This is a genomic window from Pantoea sp. GD03673 (genome assembly GCF_029844725.1).
Lineage (GTDB): Bacteria > Pseudomonadota > Gammaproteobacteria > Enterobacterales > Enterobacteriaceae > Pantoea.
Window position 1 is genome coordinate 115,744 of record NZ_JAOCKJ010000002.1, and the last position, 20,519, is coordinate 136,262.

Below are 20,519 nucleotides of genomic sequence, written 5' to 3' on the forward strand. Positions count from 1 at the left end.
AGAAGCTGATGAAAAGCGTTGTTATTGAACAGCCGGGTAAACTGGTCGTTGCTGAACGTCCCCTCCCCCAGCCTGCAGCCGGTGAAGTGCGGGTGAAAGTGGCCTATGCCAGCATCTGCGGATCGGATGTGCATATCTGGCACGGTCAGAATCCATTTGCGAAATATCCTCGTGTCATTGGTCATGAATTCTTTGGCGTGATCGATGCCGTGGGCGACGGTGTCGACCCGGCCCGGCTGGGTGAACGCGTCGCGGTCGATCCGGTCGTGAGCTGTGGCAGCTGCTATCCCTGCTCCGTTGGCCGTCCCAATGTCTGTACCACACTGCAGGTGACGGGCGTACACCGCGATGGCGGCTTTAGCGAGTTTGCGCTGGCCCCGGCCAAAAATGCCTGGCCGCTGCCGGATGCCATTCCCGACAGGCTCGCCAGTCTGGTAGAGCCATTTACGATTGCGGCCAACATCTCGGCGTTTCTTAAGCCGCAGCCAGACGATGTGGCGCTGATTTACGGTGCCGGTCCGATGGGACTCACCGCCATTCAGGTACTGAAGGGCGTCTACAACGTGAAAAAGGTCATGGTCGTGGACCGCCTGCCGGAACGCCTGGCGCTGGCTGAGCAGAGCGGTGCCGATCGGTGGTTTGATAACAGCGAAATCCCCCTGGCGGCTCAGCTTGAGGGCGTGCAGCCGACGCTGATCATCGACGCGGCCTGCCACCCCGCCATTCTGGCGGAAGCGGTAGCACTCGCCTCACCGGCAGCGCGCATCGGACTGCTGGGCTTTTCGGGCGAACCGTGCAGCCTTACCCAGCAGAGCCTGACCAGCAAAGAGCTCTCCCTGTTTACCTCACGTCTTAACAGTAACCGCTTCCCGCAGGTGATTGACTGGATGGAAAAAGGCTTAATCCAGCCAGAAAAGCTGGTCACGCATTATTTCCCGCTTCAGGAGATTGAACGCGCGATGACCCTGTTCGAAAAGGATCCGCGCACCTGCTGCAAAGTCATTCTTCAGATGGGTTAATTATCCGCTGAACACCAGGTGTCCTCTGCCGGTGCGTACCCGCCGGCATAACGATAAAGATAAAACAGATCACGGAGTTTTTATGTTCAAGAATCTGCGCTGGACCCTCGTTTTGCTGTTGTTCCTAGTTTACATGATCAACTACCTCGATCGCGTTGCCCTGTCGCTCACCGTGCCGCTGGTTGAGAAAGATCTGGCGATCAATGCTGAACAGTTCGGCATGATCTTCGGCAGCTTCTTCTTCGGCTATGCCCTGTTTAACTTTGTCGGCGGCCTCGCCACTGACCGCTATGGCCCCAAAATCGTGCTGGCCGTGGCGGTGGGTGCCTGGTCCATTTTCTGCGGCATGACCGCGCTCGCCACCGGTTTCTGGTCGATGCTGATCCTGCGTGTGCTGTTCGGCATGGCGGAAGGCCCGATCTGCTCTTCGGCTAACAAAGCGATTAACGGCTGGTTCCCCCGGAAACAGGCCGCCACGGCGATGGGCTTGCTGAGCGCCGGATCGCCGTTGGGTGGCGCAGTCGCCGGTCCGATCATTGGTTATCTGGCCCTGGCCTACGGCTGGCGTCCGGCGTTTGTGATCGTCTGCTGTATCGGGCTGGTGTGGATGGCGTTCTGGCTGTTCTTTGCCGCTGATAATCCGGCGAAAAGCAAACTTGTCACCGAAAAAGAGCGTCAGCTGATTGATCGCCTGAAAGCCACCAGCCCGAATGAAGAAGTTGATCTCTCTGAAACGCCGCATCCCTTTGGTTACTACCTGCGCCAGCCGATTATCCTGGTCACGGCGTTTGCCTTCTTCTGCTACAACTACATCCTGTTCTTTTTCCTGAGCTGGTTCCCGGCCTATCTGGTGCAGGCGCACGGTCTGGATATCAAATCAATGAGCATCACGACCATGATCCCGTGGATCGTTGGGTTCATTGGCCTGGCGCTGGGGGGCTGGATCTCCGACAGAATCTTTAATATTACCGGCAAGCTGTTGTTGTCCCGCAAAATTGTGCTGGTGGTCTCACTGCTGGCAGCCGCAATTTGTGTGGCGCTGGCGGGTACGATAAAAGAGGTGGTTCCCGCCGTTATGATGATGTCGGTCTCAATTTTCTTTCTCTACATTACCGGCGCGATCTACTGGGCCATTATTCAGGATGTGGTGCACAAAAGTCGTATCGGCAGCATCAGCGGCTTTATCCATCTGGTAGGAAGCCTTTCCGGCATCATCGGGCCGATCGTCACCGGTTTTATTGTTCAGCACACCGGTAAGTTCGACAGCGCCTTTGTGCTGGCGGGGTGTGTCGCCGCGCTGGGGGCTTTCCTGGTGCTGTTTGTGATACGCAGTCCGAAACCTGAGGATAAACCGGTTTCGGTCTGAGTGTTGTTCCGCTATCAGAATGATGATTCCGGGGTGCTTTGCGCCCCGTTTGCCATAAGGACGGACTATGTTACAGATTGATCGCCTGCCCGCAGAGGTCCGGCGTCCCGCTTACGACCGCAGCCAGTTAAAAACCCGCATGGTACACATCGGTTTTGGTGCCTTTCATCGCGCCCACCAGGCCCTCTGCAGCGATAAGCTGGCGGAACAGGGCAGCGACTGGGGATACTGCGAAGTGAACCTCAATAGCGGCGCGCTGATTCAGGCGCTGCGTGAGCAGCATCTGCTCTACACCCTGACAGAGAAGGCCGATGACGCCCTGCACACCCGGGTGATTGGCGTCATTACCCAGGCGCTTCACGGCAAAAGTGATGGCATTGAGGCGGTAATCAACGCGATGAGTCAGCCTGAGGTCGCGATTGTGTCCATGACCGTTACCGAGAAAGGCTATTGCCACCAGCCCGCCACTGGCAATTTACATTCCGATCATCCCGATATCGTGCATGACCTGCACAATCCCGATGCGCCGCGCTCGCTGCCGGGTCTGATTCTGGCCGCCATTCGCCGCCGCCGGGCACAGGGGTTACCGGCCTTCAGCGTGATGTCCTGTGACAACATGCCGGAAAATGGTCACGTCACGCGTAACGTGGTTGTACAACTGGCCCGGCAGCAGGATCCGGCTCTGGCAGAGTACATTCAGCAGCACATTACCTTCCCCTCCACGATGGTCGATCGCATCGTTCCGGCTATGACCGATGCGGCGTTTTCGGCGCTGAGCGCACGTCTGGGTTCCAGCGACCCGGTTGCGGTTGAAGCGGAACCGTTTTTCCAGTGGGTGATTGAAGATAACTTCGTCAATGGCCGTCCGGCGTGGGAAAACGCGGGGGCAGAGCTGGTCAGTGATGTCCTGCCCTATGAAGAGATGAAGCTGCGCATGCTGAATGGCAGCCACTCTTTCCTGGCGTACCTTGGCTTCCTGGCGGGTTATGAGTACATCAGCGACTGCATGGCCGATCCCCATTTCCGGGCCGCCGCCCGTTCACTGATGATGGATGAGCAGGCACCGACGCTGCGCACCCAGGGGGTGGATCTCAATGCCTATGCCGACTCGCTGATTGCTCGTTATGAAAACCGTGCCATTAAACATCGCACCGGACAGATTGCCACTGACGGCACACAGAAACTGCCGCAGCGCATGCTCGACAGCCTGCGCTGGCATCTGCAACGCGGCAGTGACTGCGATTTGCTGCTGCTGGGCGTAGCGGGCTGGATGCGCTATGTCGGTGGCGTTGATGAACAGGGTCAGCCTATTGAGATCCGCGATCCGATGAAAGCCCAGCTGGCAGACTGCGTTGCCGCCAGCGAAGAGGGCGAGGCGCGCGTGCGGGCCTTACTCTCTCTCCGCGAGGTGTTTGGCGAAGATCTGCTGCAAAACGCCGATGTGGTCGCCCGGCTGACCGCCTGGTATCAGCAACTCATCACGCTGGGAGCCCGTGAAACGGTGCATCAGTATATGCACCGCAGCTAATGGCGCTGTCACAAAGCGCTGGCGCAGACGCAGCGCCCTGATTAGACTGACACTTTCCCATCGCGCTGGCCTCTGCCAGCCGTAATATGGATATTGCTGCATGTCGATCGCCTATACCATTACTACCAGCGAACCGGTAAATCAGCAGATTTACCGTTATCTGCGCAAAGATATCGTCACCTGCGCAATTCAGCCCGGTTCGCTGCTCTCTGAAAAAGAGGTCTCCGCACGCTTTAACGTTTCGCGCCAGCCGGTGCGTGAAGCGTTTATTAAGCTGGCTGAGGCCGGACTGGTACAGGTATTGCCGCAGCGCGGCACCTTCGTGCGCAAAATCTCCGCTAAGCGGGTTGCAGATGGCCGTTTTATCCGTGAAGCGGTGGAAGTGTCGGTGGTGCGGCGGGCAGCGCTGGAGATTGAAGAGCCCGCTCTGATGGCGCTGGAACATAATCTGCAATTGCAGCGTATGGCCGCCGATCGGCATGACAGCCAGGCTTTCCTTGGTCTGGATGATGAGTTTCATCGCCTGATCGCTGAAAGCATTGACTGCAAGCTCGCCTGGGAGACGGTGGAAAACATCAAAGCCGCCATGGACCGGGTGCGCTTTCTGACGCTGAGTGAAGTCTCTCCACCGGAGAAGCTGATTGAGCAGCATGAAGAGATCTTCGCCGCGCTGAAACGTCATGACGCCGATGCCGCCGAAGCGGCGATGCGTCGTCATCTGCAGGAGATGATCTTCTCTATCACCCCGATTGCCGAGCGTAACAGCGCCTGGTTTGAAGCCCCCTGAGTCTGGCACTGCCCGCATCGCCTGATTCACACATCGATGCGGGCCTTCGCCGTTACCACCACTGGTGAAAATGATGCACCGGTCCGATACCCTTGCCGACCGCCAGCGAGTCGGCCTGTAACAACGCCTGCTGTAACCAGTTTTTCGCTTCCCCAATCGTCTCTGCCCAGTCAGCGTGGCGTGGACGCAACGCAGCTAAAGCGGCCGACAGCGTGCAGCCGGTGCCGTGCGTATGCCGGGTATTGACGCGTGGCGTGCTGAATCGCTGCTCCGCTGAGTGCGTGATCAGCCAGTCAGGACTCTCCGATCCCGCCAGATGTCCTCCCTTCATCAGCACGGCCTGACAGCCCAGTGCCAGCAAAGCCCGCCCCTGCTCGCGCATCTCTGCCTCATCTGCGGCAATTTCACAATCCAGTAACGCCGCCGCTTCCGGCAGATTTGGCGTGATCAGCGAGACCTGCGGCAGTAATCGCTCGCGAACGCTGGCCACGGCGTCTGGCGACAGCAGCGCATCCCCGCTTTTGGCGACCATGACCGTATCCAGTACCACAAAGGGGATCGCTGCGCGTTTCAGCCGCTCCGCAACCTGCTCCACGATAGCCGTTTCTGACAGCATGCCGATTTTCGCGCTGTCGATGCGCACGTCATCCAGTACCGAATCGAGCTGGGCGGCGACGAAGTCCGGCGCAATACGATACACAGACTGCACGCCCTGCGTGTTTTGTGCCACCAGCGCGGTGATGACGCTGGTGCCATAGGCACCCAGCGCTGAGAACGTTTTCAGATCGGCCTGAATGCCTGCGCCGCCGCTGGGATCGGTACCGGCAATGGTCAGGGCATTAATGCGCTTCATGTTCCACCTCCAGCGTCCAGAGCGCATCAATAAACGCAGTGGCAAAGCTGCCCGGTCCGGCTGCCTGCGCCGCCGCCTTTTCGCCCGACAGGGCCATGACCTGACAGGCTGCCGCAACGTTCATCAGCCGGTCGCCCGGCAGCGCGGTGAAACCCGCCACCACGGCTGACAGTGCGCAGCCGGTTCCGACCACGCGCGTCATCAGGGGAGAGCCGCCGCGAATAGCGAGGATTCGCTGACCATCGGTGGCGTAGTCCACCTCGCCGGTAACGATGACCAGCGTGCGCCAGGTCTCAGCGAGCTGCTGAGCCGCATCCAGTGCCGCGTCCGCCTGATGCAGCGTATCCACACCCCGCCCGCCGCTGGCCTGCTGAGCCAGCGCCAGAATCTCTGACGCATTGCCGCGAATCACCGCCGGTTGCTGGCTGAGCAGTTGCTGGCAGAAGTCACTGCGCAACGTCAGCGCGCCAACGGCAACCGGATCGAGCGTCCAGGGGGTGCCCGCCTCTCTGGCGGCGGTAACGGCACTCTGCATCGCAAGCTGGCGCTCACGGGTTAACGTACCCACGTTAATGAGCAGCGCATCAGCAAAACGGCTGAACTGAGCCGCTTCGTCAGCATCAATCACCATCGCGGGTGAGGCGTTAAGTGCCAGTAACACGTTGGCGGTGAAGTTCTGTACCACGTCATTGGTCATGCAGTGCACCAGCGGTGACTGACGGCGGAAAGTGTGCAGAACGGGCGCGAAGTGCGCGGCAGAAAGGTGTTGAGATTGATGTTTCATCGTAGCTCCCAACCGGCGAACAAGAAGGCGAATGCGGTCAGGCATCTGACTTCCCTACGCTGGCATTATCCAGATCAGGTAATACGGGTATTTCTCAGCCTTCACAAAGAAGGGCACCCCGAGTCATTTAAAACAAAATCAAAAGCTTGCGATTAACGTCTCGCTAATCCATGTTCTGGATCATGCCAGCGGGAAGCCAAAGACACAACCCTAAAAAATCTTCCGTGTCCCAGTTTGTTTCTCACGTTGTGTCCCATAAATAAATGGCAGGCAAAAAACCGCCCATAAGGCGGCTTAAGACAATTATTTCAGTCATGATGATTTAAATTAAATCAATTTTCTGCATACGTTTTCTTCATGCAGTCGAAGTGCTTTTGCTAACTCCAATTGGAATGCAAAGGACAGACGGGAGCGGCTAATCTTGATACCGTCAATAATGATGTATGTAGAGTATGTAGTGACCATGCGCCCAATGTATTGGAAGAGTTTAGGCTGGTTTGACTTATCATTATTCATTGTGTGCCATCCGTCTGGATTGAGGTAATCCCGGCAACTGATAACTGACCTAAAATAGATAAAAATCATAAAGTTAAAAGATCACCGAATCCAGTGAGTGTACGTTGGCGAGCCTTCCTCAGCCTAACCTATACATGAACAAAAAAGGGGCGGGTAGCTTCTATTTGGTTAGGTAAATATCTGGGTGTTTAAATATTGCTGCCAGGCCCCTCGACCTGAGGCCACGAGAGCACGTGTATTATCGTCAAATATGTAAGGGCACTTCCTGCCGGTGGCCTGTATTCTGATTAAATTTCGCCCAACTGTCCGCACCTATAGTGCGCCCCTAAAACTGCCCTTTTTCTCAATCACTTATCAGTAAAAAACAATCATTAAATTAATATTAAAAGGCAAGCCAAACGGCTCGCCTTTTTCTTTATAGAAGCCCGACCATTTGTTGGATTGAAGTTAGTAATTCTTGTTGCGTATAACGATAAGATTGCATTGTAACATTCTCTGGATGGTGTATATGATTACGGATGAATGTTTGTAATGTAGTATCCTCTGGAGGTTTCGTCGCACCTTTAAATTCCCTAACCCATACTTTATCAAGCTCAATCCCCTTTGAATTAAGCCATTGCTCCATTATTTTTTCACTTGGACAGGAATTTTTCTCCTGCAAGTAGCCATATAATTCATTATGCAATTCAACGGTTGCTAAATTGTATGCTTTGAAATTAATTTCCCCCCACGATGGAGACCAAGGGAACCATGGAGAAGTATCAGCCCTTTCCACAATATTTTTGTTATTCTCTTTTTTGAAAACAAATAGACCGATATTTTTAAGATAAGGAGAGGATAAAAGGAAGGGAGAATGCGTTGTAACAAAAACCTGTCTACTTTTGGAGATAATCATTAAAGCTTCTAAAAGCTTTTGCTGCCCTGAGGGATGAAGACATATTTCAGGTTCATCAATGAAAAGATAGAATGGTTTACTAATTCCCGCACCATGCGAATTACACGTTATCTCAGCATACACTTGGAGTAATGATAGGGCCAATGCTCTTTGCATACCATGCCCCTTTTCTCCCATGGGGACATTGACGCCATCATCAATCATGATGGAAATAGTTTTAAAGAAATTCTCTACCTGCAACTCTTCAAAAATGAAAGAAATATCTGCCATGCCAAATTGAGAAGAAAAAACCTCTTTAACTTGATTTTCAACTAAGGATATTTTCTGTCTTAATTCAGATTGTGGATGATTAAACACGCGATGATACTGCTCAGAAAATGCCCTATACTCATCCGTTGCAATATGACCCAAGGCTATTTCTTTTAGAAGCGAACCACATATAGTTGTAGAGCCAAATTTTGCTTCATTGCTTGGGTTTGTATCAGCCCAAATGAAGTTATTATCATAAAACTTCTTAAATGGGGCATCTATACCACTTGGGTTAACAAATTCATTTCCGTTCCAAAATAATATTTTCTTCTCCCCAACCTCGCTACACCTCTTTACTCTAAAATAATTCGCCACCTCATCCTCATACACATGCGAGGTGAATGCAGCCACTTTATTGGCTTGTACATGAGCAGCAATTACCTCAGCTAAATTGCCAGAAAATAGCAACTCAGCTGAAAGGTTCTCAGGTATATTTCCCGGATCTGATTTACATATAAGGTCCTCTACGTTCTTTTTGGTTCCGTCCTTTATAAAATCTATAATTTCGAATACAGTGGATTTTCCGGCGTTGTTTTCACCCACAAAGATATTAAGCCCACTACCTTCCGTTTCTCCATCAGGGATATTGAATTCCAGTTCATTATCTTTCCCGTAATACCCTTTAAAATTTTCTATCTTCAGTTTTTTAATAAACATTATCAATCCCTTTATGCTAGCTGTGTATAGAAAAACAAACTTACGTAGAACACCTTATTTTTAAATAAGTTATATCACTGAAGATTGAGGAAAACTATGACATTACCCAAAAAATTAGCTATTCCAACACAACCCATCAATGACATAACAAACAGTTTTCATAGGAGAGATGTGTAAGTATCTTTTAGTAATTCCTGACCCGCTTTGCTCATGCCCTACAGCCTGCTGCAAGTGCGCTAAGTTGCCAATCCAATCAGCTAAACAGGTTGATATCATTGTGTGCCGAAAGCTATTCATCAGTCGCCGCTGCCCATAGTCATAAGATAAGGAATACCAAGCTGATCTCAAACATCTGCTGAAACTTTGCCGATCTTCGGCGTGTTCTTACCCGACACAGGAGAGAAGTTTTTCTCTTAACGTTGGCGGTTCGCAAAATCAAGGAATCTCCATTCGATCAGTTTGGGTGGTATTACAACCTGCGTAGTCGCGTTCTCAGTTTCCCATGCCCTCCTCCCTCGATCAGAAGATAGTGCCGCTGACTATCCTCGTCATATTTGATATGTGATTTTTTCAGCTTGGCGATCTAGCCTCTTCTGGCTCCCGTATAAGCCAACAAAAGGGTGCTCCACTTGTGCCCCCGTCAGGCTGCTTGAGAGCCCACCCCATAAACTTTCTCATTTCTGCTGCGCTATATGCACCAAACCTTGCTTTAGATGGTGAGGCAACTACTCCATCAGTCGGAGACTTCTCCAGAATATCTTTATTGTCAGTCAGGAAGGTTTTGAACAGCGATTTGTGAATCTTCAAATACTTGTGGATAGACTCAGCGCCAACTAAATCTTTGGGCGGGACATCATCACACTCGATGAGTTGCTGAACCGTCATTGACCGATAAGGCTGCACTACACGCTTAGGCAAGTTTTAACAACCACGATTACCTGTTTAATGTCTTGCTTGGTAATCGTGGTTACATCAGTTGATGAACCCAAGACAATCAACATCATTTCCATAAAGCGCTCATTGGCTTGAGAGATAGCCTTCGTCCAGTTTTGGACTTATCCTCTTTATACATATTCCACGTGCCAGCCAGTGTTAACAAGTGTTCTGGTTGTGCTTCAGTGTGTTCTTCCTCATTTCCCGAAGGAGTGACAACCTCGCGGTATTGCCATACCCAGAAAGACGCTTACCGAAGTGATTCGGTTGGATAGTTCCACGTTGGACCAGAGAAATTACAGGAGAAGCAAAAGACATGAGCAACTGCGACTGTGTGTGGCTGTCAGTATCTAACGACTTACGGAAAAACTTATTATTAGGCAGGAGAAAACGAACGTAATAAACCCTGTTACATTTAATGGTGAGGCGTATGGTCTGGTGTCCCATTTCGTGAGCCTCGATATGATCGGCTAAACAAAACGGTTCAAAAATCGCAGATAACTCTTTGATTTTATATTGGATAATCGCCAAGACTACGCTGGCATTATCCAGATCAGGTAATACGGGTATTTCTCAGCCTTCACAAAGAAGGGCACCCCGAGTCGTGTTACGGCTTGCAGCATAGGCAAGCCTTACCGGTAAAGCAAGCCTGGAAAATAATCGGAGCCAGGACAATTCACATGATCCCGATCAACGCTTAACGGTACAAAAAAAGGCTTAATGCTGCGGGTTACGGGATACCTCTTTATAGGTAATCCTGTTTATTACTCTGATGGGTAATATTTCCCCCGGTCATTCGCAACACGCCATAATAATTAACCTGCTGCTGCAGCATCGTAAAACACATTTTATTTCAGTGAGTTAATAAACTTCTGGAGCGGAACTTCATACTATTCAGGATGTATGATGCGATTATCAGCGCTTATTCCTCACCGCCATCGATGGCAGGATATTATTATTGAACGTCGGGGTGCTGTTGCGCCAAATGGCCGATCTTATTTTTCCACCTATATTTCCGCACATTGTCCGGGCTGCGGTGAAATGATTCATCGCGTCTATTATCGCGATATCAGTGACCAGCAGGCACGCCGCTGGCTGGGCTGACGGTCCTGCAACGCGCAGCCCGGATACGGTCAGAGTTAACAGTTAGTTAGCAATTTGTTAGTCTGGTAACCATTCACTGTCTGACCAGACTCTTTCTATGCCACTGCTGTTTGAAAGCCTAAGCCATCAAATTTATCTTTCCGCTCCGCTGTTTATTCTGATTCTGCTGGGATATTGCCTGACGCGTCTGGGAAAATGGCCCGCCAGCGTTAGCGAAGGGATGAACCGCTTTGTGTTTAACGTCGCGCTGCCCTGCATGCTGTTTCGGGTAATGAGCACGTTCTCGCAAAGTCCGCCGGTGGATGCACGCCTTTTACTGGCCTTCTTTGGCAGTTGCCTGCTGGTGTTTATCGCAGGCCGGTTGCTGGCAACAAGGCTGTTTAATCTGGATGGCGTGGCGGCTTCGGTCTTTGCGCTGGGCGGCATCTTTTCTAATAACGTGATGCTGGGGATCCCGGTGGCCACGGTGCTGCTTGGGCCAGACGCTCTGCCCCCGGTGGCGCTGGTGCTGGTGTTTAACAGCCTGATCCTGTGGACCTTACTCACCGTGTCGGTCGAATGGGCAAAACAGGGAAGCTTCTCGCTGCAGGGGATCTGGCGCACCCTGATTGGGGTTGCTAAGAACCCATTGATCATCGGCATTCTCAGCGGGACTGCCTGGAGTTTTCTGCAACGCCCTTTGCCGGTGCTTGCCGCAGAACCGTTAAAGATGCTGGCGTCACTGGCCGCGCCCCTGTCGCTGGTGACGCTGGGCATGAGCCTGGCGCACTATCGGGTGCGGGACGGACTTAAAGAGAGCTACACAATTTGCCTGCTGAAGCTGGTGCTGCAACCGATGACGGTATGGGCTATCGCCTGGCTGACCGGCTTGCCGCCGCTGGAGAGTAAAGTGGTTGTGCTGCTGGGGTCGATGGCGGTGGGAGTCAACGTCTATCTGATGTCGCAGAAATTCAATGTTATTACCGGCCCGGCGGCGGCCAGCATGCTCTTTTCAACGGTGTTTGCGGCGGTGACGACGCCGATATGGATGATGCTGATGACGCTGGCCGGTTATTAAAAAAAAAGCCCCTCAGCACGAATGCTGAAGGGCTCTTGTCTGACCGGAGAACGTTATTCAGCCGATTTGGTACGAATCAGATAGTCAAACGCGCTCAGTGAGGCTTTTGCACCCTCGCCGCTGGCGATGATGATCTGCTTGTACGGCACGGTGGTGCAGTCACCCGCAGCGAACACACCTTTCAGGCTGGTTTCGCATTTACCATCGATGATGATCTCACCCATTTTGTTGCGCTCAACCGCGCCTTCCAGCCATGGGGTATTCGGCAGCAGACCAATCTGAACGAAGATGCCGGAGAGCGGCAGCTCATGGGTCGTCTGCGTCGTACGGTCGATATAGTGCAGGCCGGTCACTTTGGTGCCGTCGCCTTTCACTTCAGTGGTCTGCGCGTTCAGAATCACATCAACATTTTTCAGGCTGCGCAGTTTATCCTGCAGCACCTGGTCAGCACGCATCTCACCGGCAAACTCCAGCAGCGTAACGTGTTCAACGATACCCGCCAGATCGATAGCCGCTTCCACGCCGGAGTTACCGCCGCCAATGACTGCCGTGCGCTTGCCTTTAAACAGCGGGCCATCACAGTGCGGGCAGTAGGTCACACCTTTGGTGCGATACTCTTCTTCACCCGGCACGCCCATGTTGCGCCAGCGTGCGCCGGTCGCCAGGATGATGCTGCGTGATTTCAGCACAGCGCCAGAGGCGGTTTCGATAGCGTGCAGTCCGCCCTCTTTCGCTGCCGGGATCAGTTTGATTGCGCTCTGGCTCTCGATAACGTCCACGTTGTAATCATCCACGTGGGCACGCAGTGAACCTGCCAGTTTCGCCCCTTCGGTTTTGGGTACGGAGATATAGTTTTCAATATCTACGGTGTCCAGCACCTGGCCGCCAAAACGCTCGCCCAGCAGACCGGTACGGATACCTTTACGCGCTGAGTAGACAGCGGCGGCTGCGCCCGCAGGACCGCTACCGATAATCAGGACTTCATAGGCGTCACGCTTGTTCAGCTCGTCCGCCGCACGTTTATCCGCGTTGGTGTCGACTTTGCTGACGATTTCCGCCAGGCTCATGCGGCCCTGACCAAACGCTTTACCGTTAAGGTAAACCGCTGGCACGCCCATCACGTTGCGTTCCTGAATCTCGTTCTGGAACAGGCCACCGTCGATTGCGGTGTGGCTGATGCGCGGGTTAATCACCGCCATCAGGTTCAGCGCCTGGACCACGTCAGGGCAGTTGTGGCAGGAAAGCGAATAATACGTTTCGAAATGGAAGTCACTGTCCAGCGCGGCAATCTGATCCAGCAGGCTCTGTGCTTCTTTCGACGGATGCCCACCGGTCTGTAACAGCGCCAGCACCAGTGAGGTAAATTCGTGACCCAGAGGTGAACCGGCAAAACGCGGGCCGCTGTTCGAACCTGGGTTGGTGATCAGAAATGAGGGCTTACGCACCTGACGATCGTTCTCTTCGCGGAAGCTGACTTTGTCAGACAAGCCGGCGATATCAACCAACAGTTCACGGATCTCGGTTGATTTTGCACCCTCATCAAGGGTGGCAATCAACTCAACAGGTTTGGTTAATTTCTCAAGGTAAGCCTTGAGCTGAGTTTTCAAATTTGTGTCGAGCATGGTGATATCCTGGTCAAAAAATCGGGTGCCGCAGCACCCGATTGGAGAATGGTCGAAAGGCCGAAGCGGAATTAGATTTTGCCAACCAGGTCCAGAGACGGAGCCAGAGTTGCCTCACCTTCTTTCCATTTAGCCGGGCACACTTCACCTGGGTGAGAAGCCACGTACTGAGCCGCTTTCACTTTACGCAGCAGGTCAGAGGCGTCACGGCCAATGCCTTCAGCAGTGATTTCGATTGCCTGGATGATGCCTTCCGGGTCAACGATGAACGTACCACGATCGGCCAGGCCTTCAGCTTCACGCATGATTTCAAAGTTGCGGGTCAGCGCACCAGTCGGGTCACCGATCATGGTGTACTGGATCTTCGCGATGGTGTCTGAAGAACCGTGCCAGGCTTTGTGGGTAAAGTGGGTGTCGGTAGAAACGGAGTAGATATCTACGCCCAGTTTCTGGAACTCTTCGTAGTGGTCAGCCACGTCGCCCAGTTCGGTCGGGCAGACGAAGGTGAAGTCAGCTGGATAGAAGAAGAACACACTCCATTTACCTTCAACGTCTTTCTCGGTTACGTCGATGAATTCGCCGTTTTTGAATGCTGCGTTTTTGAACGGCTTGATTTTGGTATTGATAATAGACATCTGTGGCCTCCGTTAAAATATGTGATGCAGGTTACATAATTTTCGGGCCAACATCTAATACGCGGACGTTATCAATCCGATAAACGAAAGCTATCAAACGCTCAGAGCCTGATGCTCTCTGGCCCGGCAGGCAGTGTACAGCGATTTTCATGACATTAAACCCGCTTTGTCTTTCACTCGCTCTTCCCGAATCGCTGCTAGTTTTGTAAGACCGGATAAAAAGGGAGCAGACCTGTGGAGATTCGTCCGTTTACTGAAGCTGACCGTCCTTTCCTGCGTACGCTGTTTCTGGCGGCGCGACGACACAACTGGCGCTGGCTTGATGGCAGCGAGTGGCAGCTGGAAGATTTTGATGGCGTGATCCTGGGGGAAACCGTGCTGGTCGCCGAATCTGAGGGGCAGCGCGTCGGATTTGCGGGCCTGCTGGAGAACGATAACTTCCTGCACAGCCTGTATGTGGATCCCGACTGGCAGGGTCGCGGCGTGGGCAGCGCCTTACTGAAGGCGGCCGAGGCGCGCTTTACCTCAACCGGCGCGCTGAAGTGCCTGCAGAAAAACAACGCGGCGCAGGCCTTTTACCTGAAACATGGCTGGAAGATCATTTCACAGGGCGAAGGCGAGCACGGCGGCTACGTGCTGATGCACTACCCGCTGGCCTCACACTATGCCAGCGGGTCGGGTCGCGCTTAAAGTGCGCGGAAGGCGATGTCACCCGGAATGACGTCGCCCTGCCAGTAAAGCTGCGCCGCAACGCGTCCGGCCAGCTGGCGATAGAGGGCGGTGAACTCGCTATCGGGCCGGCGAATCACCGTGGGTTCGCCTTCATCAAGATCTTCGCGCAAATCAATATGCAGCGGAAGCTGGGCCAGCAGCTGTGTCTGATAATCCTCCACCAGTTTCTGTGCGCCACCGGTGCCAAAAATGGGCTCATGGAAACCACACTGACTGCAGATGTGCAGGCTCATGTTTTCCACCACGCCCAGCACCGGCACGTTCACCTTTTCAAACATCACCAGCCCCTTGCGGGCATCAATCAGGGCGATATCCTGCGGCGTGGTCACCACCAGCGCGCCGGTGACCGGCACATTCTGCGCCAGCGTCAGCTGTATGTCGCCGGTGCCGGGCGGCATATCCAGCACCAGATAATCGAGCTCCGGCCACAGCGTCTCGTTGAGCAGCTGCATCAGCGCTTTGCTGGCCATCGGCCCGCGCCACACCATGGCATTGTCATCCGTCACCAGATACCCGATGGAGTTGGTGGCCAGGCCGTGCGCCATGATCGGTGCCATGTGGGTTCCATCCGGCGAAGTCGGGCGTTGGTCCTGGGTGCCGAGCATGTTCGGCACAGACGGGCCATAGATGTCGGCATCGAGAATACCGACCCGTGCTCCCTCTGCTGCCAGCGCAAGCGCCATGTTCACGGCGGTACTGGATTTACCGACGCCCCCTTTGCCGGAGCTGACCGCAATAATGTTTTTTACACCGTTGACGCCCGGCTGATTTTTGACCCGTTTTAGCGTGGCAATGTCGTGGCTGAGCCGCCAGTCGATCGCGCGTGCGCCGGTCTGGCGCAACAGTTCGGCGCTGACCTGCTCTTTCAGGTCATCGAACCCGCTCGCCCAGGCAAACGGCATCAGCAGTTCCACATGCAGCGTGCCATCCAGCTGTGCAACGTGATGCAACGCCTTCAGGGCGGTGAGATTCTGGTTAAGAGTCGGATGCTCAAAGCTTCTCAATACGCCCGCTACGATGGCGCGCAGGCCTTCTGGCGTATGCGGTTCCCGGGATTGTGCTGTCATCCCCTACTCCTTATTTTTACTGAGCTTACGCTGTGTTTCAGCGATGTATTGTCAATGATATCAGATGCCCGTGGATTCGCGGCGACTGGCAGGGGTGAATCCCTTATGTTTACGCAGGAGAAGCCATCAGTTACCATCTAAGCCCGTTTTTTCAATCAACAGAAAGCTACGCAAACTATGACTCAAGTCGCTAAAAAAATTCTGGTAACGTGCGCACTGCCTTACGCGAACGGATCAATCCATCTCGGCCACATGCTCGAGCATATCCAGGCAGACATTTGGGTGCGTTATCAGCGAATGCGTGGCAATCAGGTTTACTTCATCTGCGCCGATGATGCGCACGGCACGCCTATCATGCTGAAAGCTCAGCAGCTGGGGATTGCGCCCGAGCAGATGATTGCAGAGATGAAAAGCGAGCATGAAGCTGACTTTGCCGGTTTCAATATCAGCTATGACAACTATCACTCGACCCACTGCGACGAAAACCGTGAGCTTTCAGCGCTGATTTATGGCCGTCTGAAAGAGAATGGTTTTATCAAAAACCGCACCATCTCCCAGCTTTACGATCCGGAAAAAGGGATGTTCCTGCCGGACCGTTTTGTGAAAGGCACCTGCCCGAAATGTAAGTCACCCGATCAGTACGGCGACAACTGTGAAGTCTGCAGCGCGACCTACAGCCCGACCGAGCTGATCGACCCGAAATCCGTGGTATCCGGTGCGACGCCGGTTCTGCGCGACTCCGAGCACTTCTTCTTTGATCTGCCGTCCTTCAGCGCCATGCTGCAGGCCTGGACCCGCTCCGGTGCGCTGCAGGATCAGGTAGCGAACAAGATGCAGGAGTGGTTTGAGTCGGGCCTGCAGCAGTGGGATATCTCCCGCGATGCCCCCTACTTCGGCTTTGAGATCCCGGACGCGCCGGGCAAATATTTCTACGTCTGGCTGGATGCGCCTATCGGCTACATGGGGTCGTTTAAGAACCTGTGCGACAAGCGCGGCGACATCGACTTTGACGAATTCTGGCGGAAAGACTCCACGACCGAGCTCTATCACTTCATCGGTAAGGATATCGTCTATTTCCACAGCCTGTTCTGGCCAGCGATGCTGGAAGGCAGCAACTTCCGCAAGCCAAACAACCTGTTTGTACACGGCTACGTCACCGTCAACGGTGCCAAGATGTCGAAGTCACGCGGCACCTTCATTAAAGCCAGCACCTGGCTGCAACATCTGGATGCCGACAGCCTGCGTTACTACTACGCGGCGAAGCTTTCTTCACGCATCGACGATATCGACCTGAATCTGGAAGATTTCGTTCAGCGCGTGAATGCGGACATCGTCAACAAAGTGGTTAACCTGGCGTCACGTAACGCAGGCTTTATCAGCAAGCGCTTTGACGGCAAACTGGCGGCTGAGCTGGCCGATCCGGCGCTCTATCAGACCTTTGCAGACGCGTCAGAGAAGATTGGTGAAGCCTGGGCGGGTCGTGAGTACAACCGTGCTATCCGTGAGATCATGGCGCTGGCCGACCTGGCAAACCGTTATGTCGATGAACAGGCCCCGTGGGTCGTGGCGAAGCAGGAAGGCCGGGATGCCGATCTGCAGGCAATCTGCTCTATGGGCATTAACCTGTTCCGCATTCTGATGACCTGGCTGAAGCCGGTGCTGCCGTCACTCAGCGCCCGTGCAGAAGGCTTCCTGAACTGCGAACTGAACTGGGATGCTATCGCCCAGCCGCTGCTGGACCATCAGGTTGCGCCGTTCAAAGCGCTTTACAGTCGCATTGAGATGGCGAAGGTTGAGGGATTGATTGAGGCCTCGAAAGAGGATGCCGCTGCTGCAAGTACACCGGCTGCAACGGGTCCGCTGGCGGATTCACCAATAGGTGACACCATCACCATCGACGATTTTGCCAAAGTCGATATGCGCGTCGCGCTGATTGAGCAGGCGGAACTGGTTGAGGGCTCGGACAAGCTGCTGCGCCTGCAACTCGACCTGGGCGGCGAGAAGCGTCAGATCTTCTCGGGTATTCGCGCCGCCTATCCCGATCCCGTCGTGCTGGTCGGTAAAATGACCATCATCGTGGCTAACCTCGCACCGCGCAAAATGCGCTTTGGTCTCTCTGAAGGCATGGTGCTGTCAGCAGGTCCGGGCGGCAAAGATCTCTTTGTACTGTCCGTCGACAGCGGTGCGGTGCCGGGTATGCCGGTTAAGTAACCCACGGCTGACTGAATCCGTCTGGTTCTGACACCCTTCGCGCCTCTCCCGGTGCGAAGGGTTTTTTTTAGCCTCGCTGATAAGGCCGTCTCTTCACCGCCTGAACGGGCAAACGCCGCCTCTGTATACCGGCGCTTCTCTTCCCCCTGTATTGCCGTTGTCCGGCGCATAAATGTGATCGCTAGCACGCTAAGCGGTTAATGCGTATGATGAAGCTCAGTGAAAACAGGAGCCTGCCATGCTCACCCTGCTATCTGTCTGCGGACGCTATCTTCGCGCCTTTATCATCATTTATCTCTGCTTATACGCCGGCATCGGCATCGCCTCGCTGCTGCCCATTAAACTGCCTGGCAGCATCCTGGGCATGTTAATTCTGTTCGCCCTGCTGGCGTCACAGATCCTGCCGGTCAGCTGGGTGAAACCGGGCTGCCATCTGCTGATTCGCTATATGGCGCTGCTGTTCGTACCGATTAGCGTCGGGGTAATGAGCTACACCGACCTCCTGACCGCACAGTTTGGCCCTATCGTCGTTTCCTGCGTGGTCAGTACCTTCCTGGTGCTCTCCGTTGTTGGCGTAAGCGCCCACCAGCTTCATAGCCGCCGTCCAGCCGGAGAATCAGCCGATGAGTGAAATGTGGTGGTCACTGCCACTGACGCTGGCGGCCTTTTTTCTGGCCCGCAAGCTGGCAATACGGCTGAAGATTTCGCTGCTGAATCCGCTGCTGGTGGCGATGGGGATGATTATCCCGATCCTCCTGCTGTTGCAGCTGCCCTACGCACGCTATTTCGCGGGCAGCCAGATTCTGAATCAGCTGCTGCAACCCGCTGTTGTGGCCCTGGCACTGCCGCTGTATGAGCAGATGCATCAGATTCGCGCCCGCTGGAAATCGATTATCGGGGTCTGCTTTATCGGCAGCCTGACCGCCATGACCTCTGGCACCGCCATTGCGCTGTGGATGGGTGCCACGCCCGAAATTGCCGCCACCATCCTGCCTAAATCCGTGACCACGCCCATCGCGATGGCCGTTTCCGGTTCGCTGCACGGCATTCCCGCCATCAGCGCTATCTGCGTGCTGATTGCCGGTGTTCTGGGCGCGGTGTTCGGACACACCGTGCTGAATCTGCTGGGCGTGAAATCGAAAGCAGCGCGCGGACTGGCCATTGGCACTGCGTCGCACGCACTCGGCACGGCGCGCGCCGCCGAACTCGACTATCAGGAAGGGGCATTCAGCTCACTGGCGCTGGTCATCTGCGGCATCATCACCTCACTGCTGGCACCGTTTATTTTTCCGCTGCTGCTGCACTGGTTTGGCTGAAAGTTTGCGAGAGATCTCGCAAAGTTGAAACATGCAACACAGGTTACATTGTCAGAGCGATGTGGATCACATATAAACCGGTGACTGGCACATCGCCCTGCTGAATTTAATGAGGCTCACATGCAATCCCGTTTCCTCTCTGCTTTTGAGGCATTGCCGTCAACGCTGCAAACTGCACTCGCTCCCCTGCTGGACGATCCCGATTTTCACGCGGTGCTGAGCGCCGAACAGGTTGCCTCACTGCAGCAACAGACACAGATGGATGCCGATGCGCTGGCGCTGGCGCTCCTGCCCCTGGCGGCGTCCTGTGCGGTCGCCACCGTGTCGCATTTTAACGTCGGGGCTATCGCCCGTGGCGTCAGCGGCAACTGGTACTTCGGGGCTAACATGGAATTCGTCGGTGCGCCCATGCAGCAGACGGTTCACGCTGAGCAGAGCGCCATTACCCATGCCTGGCTGCGCGGTGAGCGTCAGATTGAGACCATCACCGTTAACTACACGCCGTGCGGTCACTGCCGTCAGTTTATGAACGAGCTGAACAGCGGCACAACCATTCGCATCAGCCTGCCACAACGCGCCATCAGCACCCTCGCCGATTATCTGCCGGATGCCTTTGGCCCCCGCGATCTCAACATCACGACCTTCCTGATGGACGAGGTGGATCACGGCTATGTGGCCGACGGCGATGACCTGGTGCAGGTTGCCGTTGCTGCCGCCAATGCCAGCCACGCGCCGTACAGTCAGTCACATGCGGGCGTTGCGCTGCTGACCACTGATGGCAGGATGGTCGCCGGTCGTTATGCGGAAAATGCCGCCTTTAACCCGAGCTTCCCGCCCCTTCAGGCGGCGCTGGTTCTGCTGAACATGCAGGGCGGCGATGTTCGTCAGATAAAAAAAGCGGTATTAGCGGAAGTGGAAAATGCCACGTTAAGCCAGTTCGCCGCCACGCAGGCAACGCTGAACACATTTGGCTGTGGTGAGCTGCTGCAGGTAACGCTGTACAAAGCATAACCCACTGTCAGAGCGGCCACAGTTTTGTGAGCTTTTGTAAACAAACGCTGTACTTCTGCGGGAAATTTCATAGGATCTGGCGCCAGAATTCACGTCATTACAAATTACTCTGAATAA

The 20,519-nt window shown here is 54.2% G+C and carries 17 protein-coding genes, 1 pseudogene and 2 riboswitches; of the genes and pseudogenes, 11 read left to right on the forward strand and 7 right to left on the reverse strand.

All coding sequences use genetic code 11. The annotated features are described in order from the left end of the window. Positions 1-8: 8 nt before the first annotated feature. The 4 genes from N5J69_RS03940 (at position 9) to N5J69_RS03955 (ending at position 4,700) form a co-directional block, all read left to right on the forward strand. Complete coding sequence (locus tag N5J69_RS03940; protein ID WP_279768206.1) at positions 9-1,019, forward strand: Zn-dependent oxidoreductase; 1,011 nt, start codon at positions 9-11, stop codon at positions 1,017-1,019. Between the two features lie 82 nt (positions 1,020-1,101). Continuing rightward, positions 1,102-2,385: an MFS transporter gene (locus N5J69_RS03945; protein ID WP_279768207.1), complete on the forward strand. Its 1,284-nt coding sequence runs from the start codon at positions 1,102-1,104 to the stop codon at positions 2,383-2,385. A gap of 67 nt (positions 2,386-2,452) precedes the next feature. Further along, positions 2,453-3,913 carry a mannitol dehydrogenase family protein gene (locus tag N5J69_RS03950; protein WP_279768208.1) on the forward strand — a complete coding sequence of 487 codons (1,461 nt, stop codon included), beginning with the start codon at positions 2,453-2,455 and terminating at the stop codon, positions 3,911-3,913. Between the two features lie 100 nt (positions 3,914-4,013). Further along, positions 4,014-4,700: a GntR family transcriptional regulator gene (locus tag N5J69_RS03955; RefSeq protein WP_279768209.1), complete on the forward strand. Its 687-nt coding sequence runs from the start codon at positions 4,014-4,016 to the stop codon at positions 4,698-4,700. Between the two features lie 52 nt (positions 4,701-4,752). Here the strand turns inward: N5J69_RS03955 and thiD are convergent, their stop codons facing one another. The 4 genes and pseudogenes from thiD to N5J69_RS03975 all read right to left on the reverse strand — a co-directional run bounded on the left by thiD (position 4,753) and on the right by N5J69_RS03975 (position 10,094). Next, entirely contained in the window at positions 4,753-5,553 is an 801-nt protein-coding gene (gene thiD / locus N5J69_RS03960; RefSeq protein ID WP_279768210.1) for a bifunctional hydroxymethylpyrimidine kinase/phosphomethylpyrimidine kinase, read from the reverse strand. After that, the gene (gene thiM, locus N5J69_RS03965) at positions 5,540-6,337 is read right to left on the reverse strand and encodes a hydroxyethylthiazole kinase (protein ID WP_279768211.1); all 798 of its coding nucleotides are present in this window, start codon (positions 6,335-6,337) and stop codon (positions 5,540-5,542) included. Before thiM ends, thiD begins: the two co-directional genes overlap by 14 nt. A 34-nt stretch (positions 6,338-6,371) precedes the next feature. Continuing rightward, positions 6,372-6,468, reverse strand: a riboswitch (TPP riboswitch). 800 nt (positions 6,469-7,268) lie between these two features. Continuing rightward, positions 7,269-8,714 (reverse strand): AAA family ATPase, encoded by a 1,446-nt coding sequence (locus tag N5J69_RS03970; RefSeq protein ID WP_279768213.1) that lies wholly within the window; start codon positions 8,712-8,714, stop codon positions 7,269-7,271. Positions 8,715-8,828: 114 nt separating this feature from the next. Beyond that, positions 8,829-10,094: pseudogene (locus tag N5J69_RS03975) on the reverse strand (integrase). A 66-nt stretch (positions 10,095-10,160) separates the two neighbouring features. Next, positions 10,161-10,257: riboswitch (TPP riboswitch) on the reverse strand. A gap of 296 nt (positions 10,258-10,553) precedes the next feature. On the opposite strand from N5J69_RS03975, the gene N5J69_RS03980 reads away from it, so the two are divergent. Together N5J69_RS03980 and N5J69_RS03985 are read left to right on the forward strand one after the other, a co-directional pair. Continuing rightward, positions 10,554-10,751, forward strand: coding sequence for a hypothetical protein (locus N5J69_RS03980; protein ID WP_279768701.1), 198 nt, complete (start codon positions 10,554-10,556; stop codon positions 10,749-10,751). Between the two features lie 97 nt (positions 10,752-10,848). Continuing rightward, on the forward strand, positions 10,849-11,808 hold the full coding sequence (locus N5J69_RS03985; RefSeq protein ID WP_279768214.1) for an AEC family transporter: 960 nt from the start codon (positions 10,849-10,851) through the stop codon (positions 11,806-11,808). 53 nt (positions 11,809-11,861) lie between these two features. On the opposite strand, the gene ahpF is transcribed toward N5J69_RS03985, so the two are convergent. Further along, positions 11,862-13,430, reverse strand: a complete 1,569-nt coding sequence (gene ahpF / locus N5J69_RS03990; protein ID WP_279768215.1) for an alkyl hydroperoxide reductase subunit F — start codon at positions 13,428-13,430, stop codon at positions 11,862-11,864. Positions 13,431-13,501: 71 nt separating this feature from the next. Beyond that, a complete protein-coding gene (gene ahpC / locus N5J69_RS03995) occupies positions 13,502-14,065 on the reverse strand; it encodes an alkyl hydroperoxide reductase subunit C (RefSeq protein WP_279768216.1) in 564 nt (187 codons plus the stop codon). A 234-nt stretch (positions 14,066-14,299) separates the two neighbouring features. On the opposite strand from ahpC, the gene N5J69_RS04000 reads away from it, so the two are divergent. Further along, positions 14,300-14,755, forward strand: coding sequence for a GNAT family N-acetyltransferase (locus N5J69_RS04000; RefSeq protein ID WP_279768217.1), 456 nt, complete (start codon positions 14,300-14,302; stop codon positions 14,753-14,755). Here N5J69_RS04000 and apbC read toward each other — a convergent pair. Next, complete coding sequence (apbC, locus tag N5J69_RS04005) at positions 14,752-15,864, reverse strand: iron-sulfur cluster carrier protein ApbC (protein ID WP_279768218.1); 1,113 nt, start codon at positions 15,862-15,864, stop codon at positions 14,752-14,754. The genes N5J69_RS04000 and apbC overlap by 4 nt on opposite strands. Positions 15,865-16,041: 177 nt before the next feature. Between apbC and metG the strand changes: the two genes are divergently transcribed. The 4 genes from metG to cdd all read left to right on the forward strand — a co-directional run bounded on the left by metG (position 16,042) and on the right by cdd (position 20,402). Continuing rightward, positions 16,042-18,075: a methionine--tRNA ligase gene (gene metG, locus N5J69_RS04010; protein WP_279768219.1), complete on the forward strand. Its 2,034-nt coding sequence runs from the start codon at positions 16,042-16,044 to the stop codon at positions 18,073-18,075. A 238-nt stretch (positions 18,076-18,313) separates the two neighbouring features. After that, positions 18,314-18,706 carry a CidA/LrgA family protein gene (locus tag N5J69_RS04015; RefSeq protein WP_279768220.1) on the forward strand — a complete coding sequence of 131 codons (393 nt, stop codon included), beginning with the start codon at positions 18,314-18,316 and terminating at the stop codon, positions 18,704-18,706. Next, complete coding sequence (locus N5J69_RS04020; RefSeq protein ID WP_279768221.1) at positions 18,699-19,391, forward strand: CidB/LrgB family autolysis modulator; 693 nt, start codon at positions 18,699-18,701, stop codon at positions 19,389-19,391. The genes N5J69_RS04015 and N5J69_RS04020 overlap by 8 nt, the downstream gene beginning before the upstream one ends. A gap of 120 nt (positions 19,392-19,511) precedes the next feature. After that, positions 19,512-20,402 carry a cytidine deaminase gene (gene cdd / locus N5J69_RS04025; RefSeq protein ID WP_279768222.1) on the forward strand — a complete coding sequence of 297 codons (891 nt, stop codon included), beginning with the start codon at positions 19,512-19,514 and terminating at the stop codon, positions 20,400-20,402. The last annotated feature ends 117 nt before the right edge of the window (positions 20,403-20,519 follow it).

What these genes read in the sequence shown, in the direction of transcription:
- ahpC (WP_279768216.1), bottom strand. Translation starts at nt 14,065, where the DNA reads ATGTCTATTATCAATACCAAAATCAAGCCGTTCAAAAACGCAGCATTC.
- N5J69_RS03940 (WP_279768206.1), top strand. Translation starts at nt 9, where the DNA reads ATGAAAAGCGTTGTTATTGAACAGCCGGGTAAACTGGTCGTTGCTGAA.
- thiD (WP_279768210.1), bottom strand. Translation starts at nt 5,553, where the DNA reads ATGAAGCGCATTAATGCCCTGACCATTGCCGGTACCGATCCCAGCGGC.
- apbC (WP_279768218.1), bottom strand. Translation starts at nt 15,864, where the DNA reads ATGACAGCACAATCCCGGGAACCGCATACGCCAGAAGGCCTGCGCGCC.
- N5J69_RS04015 (WP_279768220.1), top strand. Translation starts at nt 18,314, where the DNA reads ATGCTCACCCTGCTATCTGTCTGCGGACGCTATCTTCGCGCCTTTATC.
- N5J69_RS03980 (WP_279768701.1), top strand. Translation starts at nt 10,554, where the DNA reads ATGCGATTATCAGCGCTTATTCCTCACCGCCATCGATGGCAGGATATT.
- N5J69_RS04020 (WP_279768221.1), top strand. Translation starts at nt 18,699, where the DNA reads ATGAGTGAAATGTGGTGGTCACTGCCACTGACGCTGGCGGCCTTTTTT.
- N5J69_RS03970 (WP_279768213.1), bottom strand. Translation starts at nt 8,714, where the DNA reads ATGTTTATTAAAAAACTGAAGATAGAAAATTTTAAAGGGTATTACGGG.
- N5J69_RS03955 (WP_279768209.1), top strand. Translation starts at nt 4,014, where the DNA reads ATGTCGATCGCCTATACCATTACTACCAGCGAACCGGTAAATCAGCAG.
- ahpF (WP_279768215.1), bottom strand. Translation starts at nt 13,430, where the DNA reads ATGCTCGACACAAATTTGAAAACTCAGCTCAAGGCTTACCTTGAGAAA.
- metG (WP_279768219.1), top strand. Translation starts at nt 16,042, where the DNA reads ATGACTCAAGTCGCTAAAAAAATTCTGGTAACGTGCGCACTGCCTTAC.
- N5J69_RS03950 (WP_279768208.1), top strand. Translation starts at nt 2,453, where the DNA reads ATGTTACAGATTGATCGCCTGCCCGCAGAGGTCCGGCGTCCCGCTTAC.
- thiM (WP_279768211.1), bottom strand. Translation starts at nt 6,337, where the DNA reads ATGAAACATCAATCTCAACACCTTTCTGCCGCGCACTTCGCGCCCGTT.
- N5J69_RS03985 (WP_279768214.1), top strand. Translation starts at nt 10,849, where the DNA reads ATGCCACTGCTGTTTGAAAGCCTAAGCCATCAAATTTATCTTTCCGCT.
- N5J69_RS03945 (WP_279768207.1), top strand. Translation starts at nt 1,102, where the DNA reads ATGTTCAAGAATCTGCGCTGGACCCTCGTTTTGCTGTTGTTCCTAGTT.
- cdd (WP_279768222.1), top strand. Translation starts at nt 19,512, where the DNA reads ATGCAATCCCGTTTCCTCTCTGCTTTTGAGGCATTGCCGTCAACGCTG.